Origin of the sequence: Agromyces bracchium (assembly GCF_009709675.1) — a bacterium.
In the GTDB taxonomy this organism is placed as follows: domain Bacteria; phylum Actinomycetota; class Actinomycetes; order Actinomycetales; family Microbacteriaceae; genus Agromyces; species Agromyces bracchium.
Window position 1 is genome coordinate 53,408 of sequence record NZ_WMLB01000041.1, and the last position, 17,388, is coordinate 70,795.

General features: G+C 71.7%; 14 protein-coding genes. 9 read left to right on the plus strand and 5 right to left on the minus strand.

All coding sequences use genetic code 11. The features are described 5' to 3' along the window. Positions 1–663 carry a histidine phosphatase family protein gene (locus GJ743_RS17010; protein ID WP_155053098.1) on the plus strand — a complete coding sequence of 221 codons (663 nt, stop codon included), beginning with the start codon at positions 1–3 and terminating at the stop codon, positions 661–663. Between the two features lie 132 nt (positions 664–795). Here the strand turns inward: GJ743_RS17010 and GJ743_RS17015 are convergent, their stop codons facing one another. Genes GJ743_RS17015 through GJ743_RS17030 form a run of 4 tightly spaced genes read right to left on the minus strand, consistent with a single transcriptional unit; the run spans position 796 to position 5,329 of the window. Continuing rightward, positions 796–1,644, minus strand: a complete 849-nt coding sequence (locus tag GJ743_RS17015) for an alpha/beta fold hydrolase (RefSeq protein ID WP_155053099.1) — start codon at positions 1,642–1,644, stop codon at positions 796–798. A 21-nt stretch (positions 1,645–1,665) separates the two neighbouring features. Beyond that, the gene (locus GJ743_RS17020) at positions 1,666–2,511 is read right to left on the minus strand and encodes a transglutaminase family protein (protein WP_328289299.1); all 846 of its coding nucleotides are present in this window, start codon (positions 2,509–2,511) and stop codon (positions 1,666–1,668) included. Continuing rightward, positions 2,508–3,437, minus strand: coding sequence for an alpha-E domain-containing protein (locus GJ743_RS17025; RefSeq protein WP_155053100.1), 930 nt, complete (start codon positions 3,435–3,437; stop codon positions 2,508–2,510). The genes GJ743_RS17020 and GJ743_RS17025 overlap by 4 nt, the downstream gene beginning before the upstream one ends. Next, complete coding sequence (locus GJ743_RS17030) at positions 3,431–5,329, minus strand: circularly permuted type 2 ATP-grasp protein (RefSeq protein WP_155053101.1); 1,899 nt, start codon at positions 5,327–5,329, stop codon at positions 3,431–3,433. The genes GJ743_RS17025 and GJ743_RS17030 overlap by 7 nt, the downstream gene beginning before the upstream one ends. A 358-nt stretch (positions 5,330–5,687) precedes the next feature. Between GJ743_RS17030 and GJ743_RS17035 the strand changes: the two genes are divergently transcribed. The 3 genes from GJ743_RS17035 to GJ743_RS17045 all read left to right on the plus strand — a co-directional run bounded on the left by GJ743_RS17035 (position 5,688) and on the right by GJ743_RS17045 (position 9,457). Beyond that, positions 5,688–6,155 carry a MarR family winged helix-turn-helix transcriptional regulator gene (locus GJ743_RS17035; RefSeq protein WP_328289300.1) on the plus strand — a complete coding sequence of 156 codons (468 nt, stop codon included), beginning with the start codon at positions 5,688–5,690 and terminating at the stop codon, positions 6,153–6,155. Positions 6,156–6,160: 5 nt separating this feature from the next. Further along, a complete protein-coding gene (locus GJ743_RS17040) occupies positions 6,161–7,630 on the plus strand; it encodes an MFS transporter (protein ID WP_155053102.1) in 1,470 nt (489 codons plus the stop codon). Positions 7,631–7,813: 183 nt separating this feature from the next. Beyond that, positions 7,814–9,457 carry a M28 family metallopeptidase gene (locus GJ743_RS17045; protein ID WP_328289301.1) on the plus strand — a complete coding sequence of 548 codons (1,644 nt, stop codon included), beginning with the start codon at positions 7,814–7,816 and terminating at the stop codon, positions 9,455–9,457. A 194-nt stretch (positions 9,458–9,651) separates the two neighbouring features. Here GJ743_RS17045 and GJ743_RS17050 read toward each other — a convergent pair whose 3' ends face one another. Then, entirely contained in the window at positions 9,652–10,659 is a 1,008-nt protein-coding gene (locus tag GJ743_RS17050; protein WP_155053104.1) for a LacI family DNA-binding transcriptional regulator, read from the minus strand. Between the two features lie 213 nt (positions 10,660–10,872). On the opposite strand from GJ743_RS17050, the gene GJ743_RS17055 reads away from it, so the two are divergent. From GJ743_RS17055 to GJ743_RS17075, 5 genes are all read left to right on the plus strand, one after another. Then, a complete protein-coding gene (locus GJ743_RS17055) occupies positions 10,873–11,346 on the plus strand; it encodes an L-rhamnose mutarotase (RefSeq protein ID WP_155053105.1) in 474 nt (157 codons plus the stop codon). Positions 11,347–11,351: 5 nt separating this feature from the next. Beyond that, positions 11,352–12,509: an L-rhamnose isomerase gene (gene rhaI, locus GJ743_RS17060; protein ID WP_376861998.1), complete on the plus strand. Its 1,158-nt coding sequence runs from the start codon at positions 11,352–11,354 to the stop codon at positions 12,507–12,509. Between the two features lie 138 nt (positions 12,510–12,647). After that, complete coding sequence (locus tag GJ743_RS17065; protein ID WP_155053106.1) at positions 12,648–13,691, plus strand: alpha/beta hydrolase; 1,044 nt, start codon at positions 12,648–12,650, stop codon at positions 13,689–13,691. Beyond that, positions 13,688–15,724, plus strand: a complete 2,037-nt coding sequence (locus GJ743_RS17070) for a bifunctional aldolase/short-chain dehydrogenase (RefSeq protein WP_155053107.1) — start codon at positions 13,688–13,690, stop codon at positions 15,722–15,724. Before GJ743_RS17065 ends, GJ743_RS17070 begins: the two co-directional genes overlap by 4 nt. A 145-nt stretch (positions 15,725–15,869) precedes the next feature. Then, positions 15,870–17,303 (plus strand): rhamnulokinase, encoded by a 1,434-nt coding sequence (locus GJ743_RS17075; protein WP_155053108.1) that lies wholly within the window; start codon positions 15,870–15,872, stop codon positions 17,301–17,303. The last annotated feature ends 85 nt before the right edge of the window (positions 17,304–17,388 follow it).

The window sequence follows — 17,388 nt, forward strand, 5'->3', positions numbered from 1 at the left end:
ATGACCACCCTGTACCTGGCACGACACGGCGAGACCGTGTGGCACGGCGAGCACCGCTACGCGGGCTCGTCCGACGTCGAGCTCACCGCCCATGGGCTCGCCCAGGCCGACGAGCTCGCCGAGTGGGCGTCGCGCGCGCGCCTGTCGGCCGTCGTCTCGTCGACGCTCAGCCGCGCGCGGCTCACCGCAGAGCCCGCAGCGGATGCCGCGGAGCTCGAGCTGCGCACCGACCCGCGCCTCGTCGAGATCGACTTCGGAGCCGGCGAGGGCCTCGGGCCGGGCGAGCTCGCCGAGCGCATGCCGGCCGAGTGGGCCGCGTTCGAGCGGCATCCCGCGCGGCAGCCGCTGCCCGGTGGCGAGGCCGGCGTCGAGGGCATCGCGCGCGCGCAACCCGCGCTGCGGGAGCTCGTCGACGAGTTCGGCATCGGGCCCGGCACGGTCGGCGGTTCGGCGGCGTCGCGGCAGGGCGACCGCGTGCTCGTCGTGATGCACGGCACGCTCATGCGGCTGCTGCTGTGCGACTGGCTCGGCATCGACCCCGACCGCTACCGCGACCTGTTCCCCGAGGTCGAGAACTGCGGGCTGACGCCCGTTCGCTTCGAGCTGCTCGAGGGGCGGATGCAGCCGCGGCTGATCGGCTTCAACCTGCCGACGGCGCGCTGACGCGGCATCCGTCGCCGACCTCTGCCCGCCCGGTTCGTTTCTCAGGACCGCGGCCGCCGTCCGATGCGCTTCTCAGGAAGAAACGCCGAACGATGCGGCGACACGCCCGCAGACTCCTGAGAAAGGTATCGATCAGTCGACGGCGAAACGGTCGTCGAGCCACCGGATGAGGTCGCCGCGGACCTCCTCCTGGTTGGTCTCGTTGAAGACCTCGTGGCGGGCGCCCTCGTAGACGACGAGCGTGACGTCGGCGAGCCCGGCGCGCGAGGCGTAGGCGTTCGCGAGCTTCAGCGCGCTCTTCTCGCCGCCGAGGGAGTCGTCGGAGCCGACCATGATGAGCAGCGGCAGCTCCTCGGGGAGGTTGCGGCCGGGCCGGCCGAGCAGGCGGGCGGCCTCGATGAGCCCGAAGAGCTGCTGCAGCGGCACGCCGGTCGTGTACGGGTCGGCGACGAACGCCTCGGCGACCGCCGGGTCGCGCGAGAGCCACTCGAGACCCGTCGTCCCGAGGTGCCGATGACGGCGGTTCAGGTCGCCCGAGTTCATGTGGATCGGCGTGCGATAGGCCGTGCCCGTCAGCACCACGGCATCCCAGTCGTGCGGATGCCGCTCCAGCAGGATCTGCGACATGAGCGAGCCCCACGAGTGACCGAGCAGTACGAGCGGCACCTCGTCGCCCTCGGTCTCGCGGATGACGCCGGTGAAGAGGTGCACGTCGTGGATCGCGGCGCGCAGCCCGCCCGGGCCGAGCTTGCCCATCCGGTCGAGGTCGCCGCCGTGCTGCTCGAACCCGGTCTGCCCGTGGCCGCGGTGGTCGTCGGCCCAGACCGAGTAGCCAGCGGAGTTCAGCGCCTCGACGAGGGCGCCGTAGCGCCCGATGTGCTCGCCGACGCCGTGCACGAGCTGCACGACCGCGACCGGGTCGGGCACGCGCCAGGACTCGTAGTGGATTCGCACGCCCTGCGGGTCGGTGAACGTCGGCATGCGCTCATCCTGTCATCCGGGTCAGGACTCGCGGGTCACCTCGACCGACACGAAGAGCTCCGACGACGACGGGCCCGCGTAGACCCCGCGGAGCGGGGCCACGTCGGTGTAGTCGCGCCCGCGACCCACGAGCACGTGCAGCTCGCCGACCTCGGCGAGGTTGGTCGGGTCGTAGCCGCGCCAGGTTCCGGCGAACCACTCGACCCACGCGTGCGACTCGCCCGTGACGGTGACGCCGACGGGCGCCTCCCGGTCGGGATGCAGGTACCCCGACGCATACCTCGCCGGGATGCCGACCGAGCGCAGCGCGCCGACCGCGAGGTGCGCGATGTCCTGGCAGACGCCCTTGCGCTCGGACCACGCCTCTCGCGCGGTCGAGTTCACGGCGGTCACGCCCGTCACGTACTCCACCGCATCGCCGATCGCGCGCGAGATCTCGAGCGCGGTCTCGCCGACCGGCATGCCCTCCGCGGCGATCTCCGCGGCGAGCGCGGCGACCTCCGACGGCGGCTCCGTGGCATCCGTCTGCGTCGTGTACTCGGTGAAGGGCACGCTCGACGCGCGGATCTCGGCGAGCTGCTCCCACGTGGGCTCGGGCCCGCGGCCGGGCAGCGGCCGCACCTCGACGACACTCGTGGCGGTGACCGAGAGCTCGCGATGCGGGGTCAGCACCTCGAACGTCGAGACGCGCGTGCCCCAGTAGTCGAGGTAGGCGTGCTGGGTCGCACCGGGGCGGATGTCGAGGCTCGCGTGCAGCACGAACTGCTCGCCGCCGGAGTGCGGGAGCATCCGCGCCTCGTTGTACGACGCCGTGGCCTCCTGGGCGTAGGCGAACCCGGTGCGGTGGACGATGCGGAGCCGACTCACGAGACCTCCCCGATCCAGACCGGCACGACGCTCGTCGGGAAGTAGCGCTGCCGTATCGCGTCACTCGCCGCCGAGACGACCTCCTGGACGCGTTCCATGTTGCCGGCCAGGTCGAACAGGATGTCGCCGATCGGCCGGTACTCGAGCTCGGAGCGGATCTGCCCGAGCAGCCGCTGCCCCTGGTCGGTCACGCCGACGCGTCCCGCACGCGGGTCGATCTCGCGGAGCGACTCCTCGGCGCGGATGACGCTCGAGATGATCGAGCGCGGGAACAGCCGGTCGAGCAGCAGGAACTCCGCCGCCGAGAGCGTCGAGGGCACGCCGCGGTAGCTGCGGAGGTACGCCTCGTACCCGCCGCAGCTGCGGAGGATCGTCGTCCAGCTCGGCCCGCTCGCCTCGGTGAGCGAGCGCGTCGAGAGCAGGCGCGCGGTCATGTCCGCACGCTCGATCGAGCGGCCGAGGTTGAAGAAGTGCCACGCCTCGTCGCGGCTCGACGCCGAGTCGACGACGCCGATCGCGAGCGCCGCCCGGTCGCGCACCCAGCGGAAGAACTCGTGGGTCTTGTCGGATGCCACGTGCCGGGGCATCCGCGCATAGGTGTGGTTCAGCGCCTCCCACAGCTCGGTCGAGACGATCTCTCGCGCGCGGCGCGCGTTCTCGCGGGCCGCGGTCACCGAGTGGGCGATGGACGCCGGGTGGTGCGGGTCGACCGCGAGGAGCGCGATGACATCCGAGGGACCGAGTGCGACGTCTTCGTTGGGCTCGCTGCCCATGACCGCGAGGAGCGCGCGGCACGCCGAGTCCTCGTCGATCCACGGATCCTCGAGGAGGAGCTGCAGGTGCACGTCGAGGATGCGCGCGGTGCCGTCGCTCCGCTCGATGTAGCGGCCGATCCAGAAGAGGCTCTCGGCGATGCGGCTCAGCATGGGTTCGCCTCCGTCCCCGTCGGTGGTCGAGTAGACCGCGCAGCGACCGTATCGAGACCCTGGGGAATGGTCTCGATACGCGCGCTTCGCGTGCTACTCGACCACCGGAGCGTGGGCGCGCTTCGCGTGCGACTCGACCAACGGGTCTGCTGCTGTTGCTGTTGCTGTTGTTGCTGGCGGATCGGGGCGTCCTCGTCCTGCGGCGAGGACTCGGGCCGATGGCTGCGGTGATGCGCGGCCTGCTCGACCTCGGCGATCGGGCTGGTCGCCGTCGCCGTGGCGTTCGCGATCCCCGTCGCGGTGGTGGGCGCGCCGGCGATGCCGGTCGCCTGGTCGGCGACGATCGTGCCGACGCGCCCGCCGGCGCCGTGGGCGGAGCCGAATCCCTCCGGTCGCGGGCTCGGCACGAGCCCCGCGATGGGGCCGGTCGTGACGGAGTCGTCGAGCACCCAGGTGTCCTTCGACCCGCCGCCCTGGCTCGAGTTCACGACGAGCTGACCTTCGGGAAGGGCCACGCGCGTGAGCCCGCCGGGGAGCACCCAGACGTCCTCGCCGTCGTTCACCGCGAAGGGGCGCAGGTCGGCATGGCGGGGGCGCATGCCATCCTCGACGAGCGTCGGGAGCGTGGAGAGCTGCACGACCGGCTGGGCGATCCAGCCGCGCGGGTCCTTCAGCAGTCGACCGCGCAGTTCCGAGAGCGTCGACTTCGAGGCATCCGGCCCGACCACCAGGCCCTTGCCGCCCGACCCGTCGACTGGCTTCACGACGAGCTCGTCGAGTCGGTCGAGCACTTCGGCGAGCGCCTCGGGCTCCTCGAGCCGCCAGGTGTCGACGTTCGGCAGGATCGGCTCTTCGTCGAGGTAGTACCTGATCAGGTCGGGCACGTAGGTGTAGACGAGCTTGTCGTCGGCGACGCCGTTGCCGACCGCGTTCGCGATCGTGACGTGGCCGAGGCGGGCAGCGAGCATGAGCCCGGGGGCGCCGAGCACCGAGTCGGGGCGGAACTGCTGCGGGTCGAGGAACTCGTCGTCGACGCGGCGGTAGATGACGTCGACGCGCGTCGGGCCGGCGGTCGTGCGCATCCAGACGCGGCCGCCCGAGCAGAACAGGTCGCGGCCCTCGACGAGCTCGACGCCCATGAGCCGGGCGAGGAGCGTGTGCTCGTAGTAGGCCGAGTTGTAGACGCCGGGTGTGAGCACGACGACCGTCGGGTCGTCGACGCCCTCGGGCGCGCTCGCGCGGAGCGCCTGGAGGAGGCGGTTCGGGTAGTCGCCGACCGGGCGGACCCGCATCGAGGTGAACAGCTCGGGCAGGGTCTGCGCCATGACGCGCCGGTTCGAGATGACGTAGCTCACGCCGCTCGGCACGCGGACGTTGTCCTCGAGGACCCGCCAGTCGCCGAGCTCGTCGCGGATGACGTCGATGCCGGCGACGTGGATGCGCACGCCGTTCGCGCTCTCGATCCCGGCGGCCTGCCGGTGGTAGTGCGTCGACGAGCTGATCAGCGCGGCGGGGATCACGCCGTCGCGGACGACGTCCTGCCGGCCGTAGACGTCGCCGAGGAAACGCTCGAGCGCTCGCACGCGCTGGGCGACGCCCGCCTCGACGACGTTCCACTCGCCCGCGCCGATCACGCGCGGGACCGCGTCGAGCGGGAAGGGCCGCTCCTCCCCCGCGAAGTCGAACGTGACGCCCTGCGCGAGGTAACTGCTCGCGAGCGCATCGGTGCGGCCGCGCAGCTCGTCCTGCGTCATGCGGGCGAGCGCCGGGTAGAGCTCGCGGTACGGCTCGCGCACGGTCACGGCGTCGGACGGGAACATCTCGTCCCACGGTCGGGCGCGATTCCGCTTGCGCGACCGCGTCGCCGCGTACCCGTCGAAGAGGCTTCCCATGTGCCTACGGTTCCAGTCGGGTGTTTCAGGCCGGTTACCGACACGCGTCGGGCGGGAATCGACCTCGCGGCGTCCGCCGGGGTCGGATGGGAATGTCGTCAGCAATGGCGGGTGCCAGGGGCCCAAGCACTCGCCAGTGCTGACGACAACCGCCGCGCCCGATCCACGTTCCCGGTCGGTCCCAGCCTGCGCCGGGGCCGCGTGGGATCGGGGCGGCGAAGGATCGAACATTGCGGAGGTGGGAGAAAGGTGGTCCGGTTCTTCTTTTCCCCCTGAAGGTGTCGAGCGGAGGCGTCTCCGCGGTCGGGCAGTCTGCGCGAAGGAATCATTAGGCACGCTAATTTGTTATGCTAACGATGTGACCGACACCATCGCCCAGGCGCCCGCCCCGGCGCGCGCCCGCCGCGCGCCCCTCGCCGAGCAGAGCACCGAGCTCCGCCTCGCGGTCATGCGCCTGGCCCGTCGCATCCGTCAGGAGCGCGCAGACGCCGAGCTGAGCGCGACCCAGTACTCGGCCCTCGCCTGGACCGCGAGCGAGGGCCCGCTCACGCCGGGCCGCCTGGCCGAGCTCGAGCGCGTCACTCCCCCGTCGATGAACCGAACGGTGAACTGCCTCGTCGAGTCGGGACTGCTGGTCCGCGAGGGCTCGCCCGACGACGGCCGCAAGGTCCTGCTCCGCACGACCGACGAGGGCGAGGCGATCGTCCGCGAGACCCGACGCCGCCGCGACGCCTGGCTCGCCAAGCGGTTCGCGACCCTCTCCCCCGACGAGCGCGACACGCTCGCCGCCGCCACCGACATCCTCAGGAGGCTCACCGACCAGTGAGATCGATGTTCCGTTCCCTCGCCTCAGTCGACTACCGCATCTGGTTCATCGGCGCGCTCGTCTCGAACATCGGCGCGTGGATGCAGGCCACGGCCCAGAGCTGGGTCGTGCTCACCGAGCTCACCGACAACGACGCGCTCGCGGTCGGCATCACGATGGCGCTGCAGTTCGCGCCGCAGCTGCTGCTCGTGCCCGTGACCGGCCTCATCGCCGACCGCTTCGAGCGCCGGAAGATCCTGATGTTCACCCAGTCGGCGCTGATGGTGCTGGGGCTCGCCCTCGGCCTGCTACTGATCCTCGGGCACGCGGAACTCTGGCACCTCTACGTCTTCGCCGGCCTCCTCGGCATCGTCAACGCGGTCGACATCCCCGCGCGCCAGACCTTCGTGGCCGACCTCGTCTCGTCGTCGAACATGTCGAACGCGGTCGCCCTCAACTCGGCGTCGTTCAACGCGGCCCGCATGATCGGCCCGGCCCTCGCGGGCGTGCTCATCGTGCTCGTCGGCACCGGCTGGGTCTTCGTCATCAACGCGGTCACGTTCATCGCGGTCCTCGTCGCGCTCGCGAAGCTCAAGCGATCGAACCTGCGACGGATGCCGCGGGCCCCCCGCGAGCGCGGCGCCTTCGTCGCGGGCTTCCGCTACGTCGCCGGCCGGCCCGACCTCGTCGTCGTGTTCGTGATGGTGTTCCTCGTCGGCGCGTTCGGCATGAACTTCCCGATCTTCTCCTCGACGATGGCGGTCGAGTTCGGCCGCGGCGCCGGCGAGTACGGCCTGCTCTCGTCGATCCTCGCGATCGGATCGCTGACCGGCGCGCTGCTCGCAGCCAAGCGCGAGCGCGCCCGCATCCGCGTCATCATCGGCGCGGTGGCCTTCTTCGGGATCGCGGCCGCGGTGTCCGCCGTCATGCCGACGTACTGGCTGTTCGCGGCATCCACCGTCTTCATCGGGTTCACGGTCGTGACGATGCTGACGACCGCGAACGGCTACGTCCAGACCACGACCGACCCGCTGCTGCGCGGCCGCGTCATGGCGCTCTACATGGCGATCCTCTCGGGCGGCACGCCGATCGGCGCCCCGATCGTCGGCGCGGTCGCGAACGCGTGGGGTCCGCGGTGGGCACTCGGCGTGGCCGCGGTGGCGGCCGGCGTCGCAGCGATCGTCGGCCTCGGGTGGCTGATCGTGGCGCGCGGGCTGCGCGTCGTGCGCCATCCGATCGGGGGGCGGATGCCGCGCTTCGCGCTCGCCTACGCGGAGGCGCCGACGGCCGCCATCGCCGTGCCGCTCACGCGGCCCGTCGAGCTGCCGACCACGAGCACGTCGCCGATCGACCTGGTCGCACCGACGACGTCGGTCGAGGTGCCCGATGCCGCGCCGCTCGATGCACCCGACCGTCGACACACGGCGCGTCGGGCGCAGGGGGCGGTGGCGACGACTTCTCGAACCCGGCCACTCACGCAACGATCCGGCGCCTGACGCCGATTTCCGCCCGTCAGCACGCGGCGTACGGCGCGCATCGGGCGCGTTCGGCATCCACCCCTTGACGTTCGAACGCACGTCGGGAAAGGGTGGGCATCGTCCGGTTCCCGCTCTCCGGCGTGCCCGGACGACCCGGACGGCATCATGCCCCCGGTTCCGACCACCCCCATGGGAGAGACCGTGCGAAGAAGAACTCGGAACGCCACGTTCGCCGCGGTCGCCGCCACCGCGGCGATCGCACTGACCGCGACCGGTGCACAGGCCGCGGTACCGACGAACACCACCGCGCTGCAGGACGCCGTCACCTCCGACGGCATCATGGCGCACCTGGAGGAGCTCCAGGCCATCGCCGACGCCAACGGCGGCACCCGCGCGAGCGGAACGCCGGGGTACGGCGCGTCGATCGACTACATCGAGAGCGTCCTCGATGCGGCGGGCTACATCACGACGCGACAAGACTTCAGGTTCAATTCGTTCACCGAGCTGAGCGAACCCGAGATGGATCGGGTCTCGCCCGACACCGAGGTGTACGTGCCGTTCGTGGACTTCGTCACGGCCGAGTACTCGGGAAGCGGCGACGTCACGGCGCCGCTCGAGGCCGTCGACCTCGTGCTGCCGCCCGGACCGACCGCGAGTTCGTCGAACAGCGGCTGCGAGGCAGCCGACTTCGACGGCTTCACCTCGGGCAACATCGCCCTCGTCCAGCGCGGAACGTGCGACTTCTCGGTCAAGGCGCACAACGCGGCCGTCGCGGGCGCCTCCGGCGTCATCATCTTCAACGAGGGCCAGGAGGGCCGCCAGGAGACGCTCAACGCGACGCTCGGCGATGCGTTCAGCGATGACATCCCGGTCGTCGGCACGTCCTTCGCGATCGGCGACGAACTCGCGTCGCTCCTCGCCGCCGGCGAGGTCGTCATGCACCTCAAGACCGAGACCCTCATCGAGCTCGACGTGCCGACGCAGAACCTCATCGCGCAGACGCCGACCGGACGCACCGACCGCGTGGTCATGGCCGGAGCGCACCTCGACTCGGTCTCGGCCGGTGCGGGCATCAACGACAACGGCTCCGGCTCGGCCGCGATCCTCGAGACCGCGCTGCAGATGGCCAAACTCGGCATCCAGCCGCGCAACGCCGTGCGCTTCGCCTGGTGGGGCGCCGAGGAGGCCGGCCTGCTCGGCTCGCAGTACTACGTCGACTCGCTCCCGAAGAAGGAGGCGAACAACATCGAGCTCTACCTGAACTTCGACATGGTCGGCTCCCCGAACTACGCCAACTTCGTCTACGACGGCGACGGCGACGCGTTCGGCATCAAGGGCCCGAGCGGCAGCGACGACATCGAGCACCTGTTCTCCGACTTCTTCGAGTCGATCGGCGAGGAGTCGGAGCCGACCGAGTTCGACGGACGCTCCGACTACGACGCCTTCATCACGGCGGGCATCCCCGCGGGCGGCCTGTTCACGGGCGCCGAGGGCGCGAAGACGGCCGACCAGGTCGCCGACTACGGCGGCCTCGCCGAGTTCGGCGGGAAGCCGGTCTCGTACGACCCCTGCTACCACCAGGCGTGCGACAGCCTCGACCCGGTCGGTGACGGCGCGGACGCCGCCCTCTACGACGCGCTGAACGCGGCGTACGGCGGTGCGCTCGAGTACCAGGGCACGATCAGCAACGTCAACCAGGAGGGACTCGGCGACATGGCCGACGCCATCGCGCACGCGGTCCTCACCTACGCGATGTCGACGTCGTCCGTGAACGGCACGGCGAAGGCCTCGCCGAAGGCGGCGGAGAAGGTCGGCGACCACCTGGGCGCCCACCTGTTCCGCTGATCCGCAGCTGAACCGTTCGGCCCTCCCGCATTCGGCGCGGGAGGGCCGAACCGCGTCTCGAGCAGGAGCAGCCCGGAGCGTCTGCGGCAGCGTGCGCGCGAGCGCGCGGGGTGCGCGCGAGCGCGCGGGGTGGGCGCGAGCGCGCGGCATCCGTCGCCCGACCGCCGATCGCCGGGGTCCCCCGGGTCGCAATGTCAGTGCCCGGTCGACTCCCGCACGACGAGCTCGGGCTGGAACTGCACCTGCTCGGGCACGAAGTCGGCGCCGTCGCGCGCCTCGCGGAGCAGCAGGTCGACCGCGGTGTAGCCGATGAGCCAGGCCGGCTGGCGGATCGACGAGAGCGGCACGACCGCGGCCTGGGCGAAGTCGATGTCGTCGTAGCCGATGAGCGCGATGTCGCGCGGCACGCGCACGTCGCCGAGCATGATGAGCGCCTGCAGCACGCCGACGGCGAGCAGGTCGTTCGCGCAGAAGATCGCGTCGGGCCGGTGCTCGGGCGCCCGGTCGCGGATCGCCTCGCCCGCCGCGCGCCCCTCGAGCACGGTGGTGCCCGAGGTCTCGACGACCTCGAGCGTGACGCCGGGCGTCTCGGCGGCCGCACGTCGAGCGCCCTCGAGCCGGTCGGCGACCTGGCGGATCGACGACGGCCCGCCGACGAAGGCGATGCGCCTGCGCCCGGACTCGACGAGGTGCCGCACGGCCAGCGCCCCGCCGACGACGTCGTCGACGGCGACCGACGAGAAGCTGCGCTCGGGCGCCTCGCGGTCGACGAGCACGACGGGCACGCCGCGCGAGCGCGCGCGTTCGAGGCGCGGCAGGTCGTCGGAGCGGGGCGAGATCAGCACGCCGTGCACGCGCTGCTCCTCGAACAGGTCGAGGTAGGCGCGCTCGCGGTCGGGGTTGTCGTCGCTGTTGCCGAGCAGGATCGTCATGCCGTCCTCGGCCGCGCGATCCTCGGCGCCGCGGGCGACGTCGGTGAAGAAGGGGTTGCGCACGTCGAGCACGACGAGTCCTATCGACCGGCTGCGACCGGCGCGCAACTGGCGGGCGGCGTCGTTGCGGACGAACCCGAGCTCCTCGATCGCCGCGAGCACGCGCGCGACCGTCTCGGGTGCGACCTTCTCCGGCCGGTTCAGCACGTTCGAGACGGTGCCGACCGAGACGGATGCCGCGGCCGCGACCTCGCGCACGCTGACTGCCATCGGACTCCCCTCCGCGTCGGAGTCTACGAGGCGCGGGCCGTGATCTCCGCAGGCGACGCCCTCCGAGCACATGAGAATCCGGGTGACGGGCGCCCCCGGCGCCACGTCACCCGGATTCTCATGCGCAATCGGCGGGAAAACGTCTTCCGCTTGCGCGCCACGCGAACGTGATCTACGCTTTGAAACGATTCACGACGAACGGAGAGCTCGACGATGAGCATTGGCACCACGCAGCGGGTCTGCTTCCAGCTGCAGGTCGACCCCGCTCGCCTCGACGAGTACCGCGAGCGGCACGCCGCGGTCTGGCCCGACATGCTCCGGGCCATCGAGTCATCCGGTCGACGCAACTACTCGCTCTTCCTCCGCGACGACGGCCTCCTCGTCGGCTACTACGAGGTCGACGACGACGACGCGGCCCAGGCCTCCCTCGCGAACGACCCCCGCACCGCACCGTGGGAGGCCGAGATGGCCGAGTTCTTCGTCGCGCTCGACGGCGCCCGTCCCGACCAGGGCGCCCCCCGCCTCCACGAGGTGTTCCACCTGGAGGACCAGCTCGCCGCCCTCGACGGAGGGTCCGCGGCATCCGCCACCACCGGTCGGCGCACCGGCCCCGAGACCACCGCACCCGGCGCAGGCGCCGGCCCCGCGGCATCCGTCACCACCCGCACAGAAAGCAGCGAACAGTGAGCACCATTCCGCAGACCGTCCTCGACCAGCTGGAGCTCCAGGCGATCGAACTGCCGAGCTGGGCGTTCGGCAACTCCGGCACCCGCTTCAAGGTGTTCGGCACCCCCGGCACGCCGCGCGACCCGTACGAGAAGATCGCGGACGCCGCGCAGGTCAACGCGTACACGAAGCTCGCGCCGACCGTGGCGCTGCACATCCCGTGGGACAAGGTCGACGACTACGACGACCTCCGCGCGCACGCCGAGGGCCTCGGCGTCTCGCTCGGCACGATCAACTCGAACACGTTCCAGGACGACGACTACAAGTTCGGCGCCCTGACCCACGAGGACGCCGCAGTGCGGCAGAAGGCGATCGACCACCACTTCGAGTGCATCGAGATCATGCACGCGACCGGCAGCCGCGACCTCAAGATCTGGCTCGCCGAGGGGTCGAACTACCCGGGCCAGGCCGACCTCCGCGGCCGCCAGGACCGCCTGCAGGAGTCGCTCCAGACGATCTACGACCGCCTCGGCGACGAGCAGCGCCTCGTGCTCGAGTACAAGTTCTTCGAGCCGGCATTCTACCACACCGACGTTCCGGACTGGGGCACGAGCTACGCCCAGGTCGCCGCGCTCGGCGACAAGGCGATGGTCTGCCTCGACACCGGCCACCACGCGCCCGGCACGAACATCGAGTTCATCGTCATGCAGCTGCTGCGCCTCGGAAAGCTCGGTTCGTTCGACTTCAACAGCCGCTTCTACGCGGACGACGACCTCATCGTGGGTGCGGCCGACCCGTTCCAGCTGTTCCGCATCGTCTACGAGGTGGCCCGCGGCGGCGGCCTCAACCACCCGGATGTCGCGTTCATGCTCGACCAGTGCCACAACGTCGAGGACAAGATCCCCGGCCAGATCCGCTCGGTGCTGAACGTGCAGGAGATGACCGCCCGAGCGCTGCTCGTCGACACCGACGCGCTCCGCGCCGCGCAGGTCTCGGGCGACGTGCTCGAGGCGAACCGCATCTTCATGGACGCCTTCTACACCGACGTGCGCCCCGCCCTCGCCGAGTGGCGCGAGACGCGGGGCCTCGCGGCCGACCCGATGGCGGCGTTCGCGGCATCCGGCTACCTCGCGCAGATCGCGGCCGACCGCGTCGGCGGCGTGCAGGCGGGATGGGGCGCGTGAGGTCGGCGTGGCGCGAAGCGACACGCCTCCTCACGAAAGGCGGAGCAGGAGTCGGGCGACGCGCCAGCGTTGACCGACGTATCCGGTAGACCGCGAAACGCATCCAGTCACGACAGCCACAGGAAGAGCAGTTCGACCATGACGCAGCAGACGCCGTACGCGGCGGCCGACGGGCTCGTCCGGGTGTACCCGGCGGATGCCGCGGCCGCGCGCCCGACGCCCGCGCTCGTCTGGGCCCACGGCGGCGGATTCGCCGCGGGCGACCTCGACATGCCCGAGGCCGACTGGGTCGCGCGGGCGTTCACCGCACGCGGCGTCGCCGTCGTCTCGATCGACTACCGGCTCGCGGTCGACGCGGCCGGGCGCTACCCGGCCGGCTCCGACGACGTGCTCGCCGCCTGGGCGTGGACCGCCGCGCACGCCGACGAGCTCGGCATCGACCCGGCGCGCATCGTGGTCGGCGGCGCGAGTGCCGGCGCCAACCTCACCGCGGGAGCCGTGCTGCGCACGCTCGGCATCCCCGCGACTCCGGACTCCGCCGGCGGGGCGGACCGGTTCCCGAGCGCGGCTGTGGAGGCCGCACCGGGTCCCGACGCCCTGTCGGCGGAACGCACCCCGCTTCCCGCGGGCGTGTTCCTCGCCTACCCGACGCTGCTCGCCGTCCAGCCGGCACCGGATGCCGCGCTGCGGGCGATGCTCGACGCGAACCCGGTCGCCGACCGCTTCGGGCCGGCGCGCGTGCGCGAGATGTACGAGGCCTACCTCGGCGGGCCCGTCGAGGATGCCCCGCTGCCGGCCGTGCCCGGACGTGCGACGGCCGCCGACCTCGCCGGGTTCCCGCCCGTGCTCATGGTGAACGGCGAGGCCGACGAGCTCCGCGTGTCGGGCGAGGCGTTCGCCGCGACCCTCGCCGCCGCCGGCGTGCCGAACGAGGTCGTGACCGAACCCGGCACCGAGCACGGGCACCTGAACCGGCCCGGCGAGCCCGCGGCATCCGTCACGGTCGAGCGGGTTCTGGCGTGGCTGACGGGTCTCGATACGGGCGCTCCGCGTCCTACTCGACCACCGCACGGCACGGGCGCTCCGCGTCCTACTCGACCACCGCACGGCACGGGCGCTTCGCGTCCTACTCGACCTCCGACTCCGACCACCGTTTCCACCACCGAAGGAATCACCTCATGACGAACCAGGCAGCTGCCGACCTCATCGCGCGGTCGAACCGCCTCGGCGCCGACCCGAAGAACACGAACTACGCCGGCGGCAACACCTCCGCCAAGGGCACCGAGACCGACCCGGTCACGGGCGAGCCCGTCGAGCTGCTCTGGGTCAAGGGCTCGGGCGGCGACCTCGGCACGCTGAAGGAGGCCGGGCTCGCGGTGCTGCGCCTCGACCGCATGCGCGCGCTCGTGAACACCTACCCCGGCGTCGACCGCGAGGACGAGATGGTCGCCGCGTTCGACTACTGCCTGCACGGCAAGGGCGGCGCCGCGCCGTCGATCGACACCGCCATGCACGGCCTCGTCGACGCCGCGCACGTCGACCACCTGCACCCCGACTCGGGCATCGCGATCGCGACGGCCGCCGACGGCGAGACGCTCACGGCGAAGATCTTCGGCGACAAGGTGGTCTGGGTGCCGTGGCGCCGCCCGGGCTTCCAACTCGGCCTCGACATCGCCGAGATCAAGGCCGCGAACCCTGCCGCGATCGGGTGCATCCTCGGCGGCCACGGCATCACCGCCTGGGGCGACACCTCCGACGAGGCCGAGGCCAACTCGCTGTGGATCATCGACACCGCCGCCGCGTACATCGAGGCGAACGGCGCGCCGGAGCCGTTCGGCGGCGTCCGCGCCGGCTTCGAGGCCCTCCCCGAGGCCGAGCGGCACGCGCGCGCCGCGGCCCTCGCCCCGACCATCCGCGGCCTCGCCTCGACCGACAAGCCGATGGTCGGCCACTACACCGACTCCGACGTGGTGCTCGACTTCCTCGCCGCCGAGCGTGCGCCCGAGCTCGCCGCGCTCGGCACGAGCTGCCCCGACCACTTCCTCCGCACCAAGGTCAAGCCGATGATCCTCGACCTGCCGGCCACGGCGAGCGTCGAGGAGCAGCTCGCCCGCCTGCAGGAACTGCACGCCGAGTACCGCGCCGACTACCAGGCGTACTACGACGCGCACGCGACATCCGAGAGCCCTGCCATTCGCGGCGCCGACCCGCTCATCGTGCTCGTGCCGGGCGTCGGCATGTTCAGCTACGGCGCGAACAAGCAGACCGCTCGCGTCGCCGGCGAGTTCTACGTCAACGCGATCAACGTGATGCGCGGCGCCGAGGCGCTCTCGACCTATACCCCGATCTCCGACGCCGAGAAGTTCCGCATCGAGTACTGGGCGCTGGAAGAGGCGAAACTGCAGCGGATGCCGAAGCCGAAGACGCACCAGGGACGCATCGCGTTCGTGACCGGCGCGGCATCCGGCATCGGCAAGGCCATCGCGACCCGCCTCGCCGCCGAGGGCGCGTGCGTCGTCGTCGCCGACCTCGACCTCGAGAAGGCTCAGGCCGCCGCGGCCGAGCTGGGCGGCACGGATGTCGCGATCGGCGTCGCCGCGAACGTCGCCGACGCCGAGGGCGTGCAGGCCGCGATCGATGCGACCGTGCTCGCGTTCGGCGGCATCGACCTCGTCGTGAACAACGCCGGCCTGTCGCTGTCGAAGCCGCTGCTCGAGACCACCGAGAAGGACTGGGACCTGCAGCACGACGTCATGGCCAAGGGTTCGTTCCTCGTCGCGAAGGCCGCCGCGAAGGCGCTCATCGAGCAGCGGATGGGCGGCGACGTCATCTACATCTCGTCGAAGAACTCGGTGTTCGCCGGCCCGAACAACATCGCCTACTCGGCCACCAAGGCCGACCAGGCCCACCAGGTGCGCCTGCTCGCGGTCGAGCTCGGCGAGCACGGCGTGCGCGTCAACGGCATCAACCCCGACGGCGTCGTGCGCGGCTCGGGCATCTTCGCCGCCGGCTGGGGCGCGAACCGCGCCGCGACGTACGGCGTGAAGGAGGAGGACCTCGGCCAGTTCTACGCGAACCGCACCATCCTCAAGCGCGAGGTCGTCCCCGAGAACGTCGCCGACGCCGTGTACGTGCTGACCGGCCCCGAGCTCAGCCGCACCACGGGCCTGCACATCCCGGTCGACTCGGGCGTCGCGGCGGCGTTCCTCCGATGAGCGGATACCGGTGGTCGAGTAGCACCCGGCGCAGCCGGGCGCGTATCGAGACCGTTGCGACTGCGGGTCTCGATACGGCGCTGCGCGCCTACTCGACCGACGGAAGCGTCGCGCTGCGCGCCGTCTCGACCACCGAGGGTTCCCGATGAGCGCCGCGGGCGCGGTCGCTGCGGTCGACCTCGGAGCGACGAGCGGGCGGGTCATCGTCGGGCACGTCGACCAGTCGGCCGGGCGGCTCGACCTCGACCACGTCGCCCGGTTCCCGAACGGGCCCGTACGGCTGGCGTCGGGGCTGCACTGGGACGTCACGGGCCTCTACCGCGACCTCGCGAACGGCCTCGCCGAGGCGTTCCGCCGCGAGCCCGGCGTCCGCTCGATCGGCGTGGACTCGTGGGCCGTCGACTACGGCCTCCTCCGCGGCGACCGCCTCATCGGCGAGCCCTTCCACTACCGCGACGCGCGCAACGAGGCCGCGGTCGAACGCGTCCACGCGCGGGTTCCGTTCGCCGAGCTGTACCGCCGCAACGGGCTGCAGTTCCTGCCGTTCAACACGCTGTACCAGCTCGCCGCCGAGCAGCGGGGCGGATGGCTCGACCTCGCCGATTCGCTCCTGCTGATCCCCGACCTCATCGCGTTCCAGCTCACGGGCGCGAGGCTCTCCGAGCGCACGAATGCGTCGACGACCGGGCTCGTCGACGTGTCGACCGGCGAGTGGGACGACGCGCTCATCGCGGAGCTCGGGCTCCCGGCATCCGTCTTCGCCCCGCTCGTCGAACCCGGCGCGTCGGTCGGCTCGCTGCGGCCGGAGGTGGCGAACGACCTCGGTGCGCCGGCCGGCATCGAGGTGGTCGCCGTCGGGTCGCACGACACCGCGTCGGCCGTCGTGGCGGTGCCGATGCGGGCCGAATCGGCCGCGTACATCTCGTGCGGCACCTGGGGGCTCGTCGGAGTCGAGCTCGAGCGCCCGGTGACGACGGATGCCGCGCGGGAGGCGAACTTCACGAACGAGGGCGGCGTCGACGGGCGCGTCCGGTTCCTGCACAACGTGATGGGGCTCTGGCTGCTGTCGGAGTCGGTGCGCTGGTGGGAGCGGGACGGCGACACGATCGACCTGCCCGAGCTGCTCGCGGCCGCGGCATCCGTCACCGCGCCCGTCACGGTCTTCGACGCGAACGACCCGCGCTTCATGCCGCCCGGAGACCTTCCCGGCCGGATCGCCGAGTGGTGTGCCGAGCACGGCGTCCCCGCCCCGCAGAACCGCGCCGAGTTCGCGAGGTCGATCATCGAGAGCCTCGCCGAGGCGTTCGCCGGCGCCGTGCGCAGCGCGTCGGTGCTGTCGGGCGTGGACGTCGAGACGATCCACGTCGTCGGCGGTGGGTCGCTGAACGAGCTGCTCTGCCAGCGGACGGCCGACCGGTCGGGCCTGCCGGTGCTCGCCGGACCGGTCGAGGCGACCGCGATCGGCAACGTGCTCGTCCAGGCGCGTGCGCAGGGCTTCGCGTCGGGCGACCTCGAGTCGCTCCGGGCGCTCGTCGCGCAGGCGTTCGCACCGCGCCGGTACGAGCCCGTGGCGCGCTGAGGGATTCCCGGGCGCCGTGGTGGGGTCTCGATACGGGCGCTTCGCGTCCTACTCGACCACCGGACGCTGCACGAGCGGGTCTCGA

Bases quoted from the DNA above. Each gene is read 5' to 3' on its own strand.
- GJ743_RS17050 (WP_155053104.1), bottom strand. From the start codon at position 10,659: ATGGCAGTCAGCGTGCGCGAGGTCGCGGCCGCGGCATCCGTCTCGGTC.
- GJ743_RS17010 (WP_155053098.1), top strand. From the start codon at position 1: ATGACCACCCTGTACCTGGCACGACACGGCGAGACCGTGTGGCACGGC.
- GJ743_RS17075 (WP_155053108.1), top strand. From the start codon at position 15,870: ATGAGCGCCGCGGGCGCGGTCGCTGCGGTCGACCTCGGAGCGACGAGC.
- GJ743_RS17015 (WP_155053099.1), bottom strand. From the start codon at position 1,644: ATGCCGACGTTCACCGACCCGCAGGGCGTGCGAATCCACTACGAGTCC.
- GJ743_RS17030 (WP_155053101.1), bottom strand. From the start codon at position 5,329: ATGGGAAGCCTCTTCGACGGGTACGCGGCGACGCGGTCGCGCAAGCGG.
- GJ743_RS17025 (WP_155053100.1), bottom strand. From the start codon at position 3,437: ATGCTGAGCCGCATCGCCGAGAGCCTCTTCTGGATCGGCCGCTACATC.
- GJ743_RS17040 (WP_155053102.1), top strand. From the start codon at position 6,161: ATGTTCCGTTCCCTCGCCTCAGTCGACTACCGCATCTGGTTCATCGGC.
- GJ743_RS17055 (WP_155053105.1), top strand. From the start codon at position 10,873: ATGAGCATTGGCACCACGCAGCGGGTCTGCTTCCAGCTGCAGGTCGAC.
- GJ743_RS17065 (WP_155053106.1), top strand. From the start codon at position 12,648: ATGACGCAGCAGACGCCGTACGCGGCGGCCGACGGGCTCGTCCGGGTG.
- GJ743_RS17070 (WP_155053107.1), top strand. From the start codon at position 13,688: ATGACGAACCAGGCAGCTGCCGACCTCATCGCGCGGTCGAACCGCCTC.